Annotated in this window: 1 protein-coding gene and 1 pseudogene; one reads left to right on the top strand and one right to left on the bottom strand. The window is 75.2% G+C overall.

Features of this window, described 5'->3' with window-relative positions; genetic code table 11:
- Positions 1-1,413 (top strand): DUF1963 domain-containing protein (locus DQW06_RS29330; RefSeq protein WP_198662556.1); only part of this gene is annotated, 1,413 nt, incomplete at its 5' end.
- Between the two features lie 304 nt (positions 1,414-1,717).
- Here DQW06_RS29330 and DQW06_RS26660 read toward each other — a convergent pair.
- A pseudogene (locus tag DQW06_RS26660) lies at positions 1,718-1,998 on the bottom strand (RNA polymerase sigma factor); the annotation flags it as partial.

The following is a 1,998-nucleotide window of genomic DNA, read 5'->3' as shown; positions in this document are numbered from 1 at the left end:
GGCGGGTCCGACGGGGACCGTTCCTGGAACGGCGTCGAGGGGAGGGTGGCGCTGATGCCCGACGTCCGCGCCCTGCGGGACGCGTTCCGCGCCGCCGGGATGTCCGACGCGGACCGGCGGACCGCCTCGCTCCTGGTCACCCGCACGGACTCCCGCGGACGCAGGATCGGCGCCTTCCTCACCCCGGAGGACGCCGAGCGCTGGTGGCCCCTGTTCGCCGAGCGCCTGGACCTGGCGGACGAGTACCTCGACGGCGGCGACGGGAGGCGGCACCCGGACCAGCCCGCCGTGGACACGAGGACGATGATCCTGACCGTCCTCGAACGCTTCCCGGCCGCCCCCGAGGCTCTGGTCCCGCGCCTGACCTCGCTCGCGCTCGGCGCGAACCGCCACCGGCTGGCGGCCCGGCGCGTGCTCGGCGACCACCCGGACGCCCGGGCGGCAGCGGCGGCCGCGCTGTCGGACGCCGACGCCCGGACGCGGTCGTCCGCAGCGGAGTGGCTCGCGGGGCTGGGTGAGCCGGGCGTGGTGGCGCCGGAGCCCGGCTGGGAGTTCGGCGCGGGGGTGCTGCACCCGTCGGTGAGGGCCCTGCCCGCGTCGGTGCTCTCCTGGCTGGACCGGTTCCGGGAGCAGGCGCTCGACAAGGGGGTTCCGGCGGACGACGTGGACCGGTGGCTCGGGCTGGCCCGCCCGAAGCTGCGGACGGCGCGCGACGGCGGCGGCACGGTCGTCGGCAGGCTCGGCAGCCCGCTGATGCTCCCGCCGGACGCGCCCACCCCGGGCACGGTGTGGGACGACGACCCCGGCAACCGCGACGATCACCAGCTCATCGCGACGCTCGACCTGGCCGCGATCCCGCCGGAGGCCACCGACATCCCGCTACCGCCCGACGGCCACCTGCTCCTGTTCGCGAACGTCGAGTTGGACGAGTTCGTCATCCCGGGCGGCGCCGCGTACGTACCGGCGGGGACGCCGGTGGAGGAGCGGGAGTCCTCACCGAGCTACGAGCCCTACGAGTACGACTCCCCCGAGGCCCTGGACGAGGAGCTGCGGCGCACCGGTGACCTGCGGCTGGTCCCCGGCGTGGGGCTGCCCTCCTGCCCCGTCGAGGACGGGGACCTCGCCCTGCACCCCCACGCGGAGACGTTGCAGGAGGTCTGGTCCGAGCAGACCGACGGGGGCGGCGAGTGGCAGATCGGCGGCTACGCCGCGGACTTCGACGGCTACGGGGACCCGGCGCGCGCCTCGGCGTTCCCGGAGGAGGGCGAGCAGTGGTCCAGCCCTGAGGACTGGGTCCTGCTCGCGCAGTGGGTCGGGGTGCCGATGGGGATCCTGTACTGGACCATCACCCGTGAGGACCTCAAGGCGCGCCGTTTCGACCGCGTCGTGGTGCAGATGTACTCCAACCCCTGACGGTGCCGCGGAAGCGGGCCCCGGCCGCCTGCGCGGCCGGGGCCCGCACCCTCCGGGTGGAAGCCGTCACCGCACCACGGCGTCAGCATCGGAGCCCGTTCCCATCGGTGTGCGCTGTGAGGGGAGGGATCGGGCTTCGGAGGGGCGTGATGAACCACTGTCTTTACGGCGTAGATCGCAACCATTGCCCGTGAGTGCGGAACACCTGTGAGCACAGGACTGGGGCCGCGCCCCCGGGACCGGACACCCTTCCGGCGGGAGCATCAGCGGCCAACCCGATCGGACAGGGCCACGGCCCCGCCCCTCAACCGAGGCGGTCGGCGCGGTCCAGCAGGAACCGCCGCTCGACCCGGTTGCCGGTCAGGGAGGCCGCCTCCCGGTACAGCGCCGCCGCGCCCTCCCCCTCCCCGGTCCTCTCCAGCAGGTGAGCGCGCACCGCGCGTTCGCGCTGCCGGGTCAGGGGGTCCCGGCCGAGCCCGAAGCGTCGGTCGAGGTCGTCCAGCAGGGCCAGTCCCCGCGCCGGGCCGTACGCCTTGGCCACCGCCACCACCCGGCTCAGCCGCACGGGAGCGGTGGGGCTGAGCC

The organism is Nocardiopsis sp. TNDT3, from assembly GCF_003427465.1.
In the GTDB taxonomy this organism is placed as follows: Bacteria; Actinomycetota; Actinomycetes; order Streptosporangiales; family Streptosporangiaceae; genus Nocardiopsis; species Nocardiopsis dassonvillei.
This window is presented reverse-complemented; position numbering and strand designations above follow the sequence as displayed.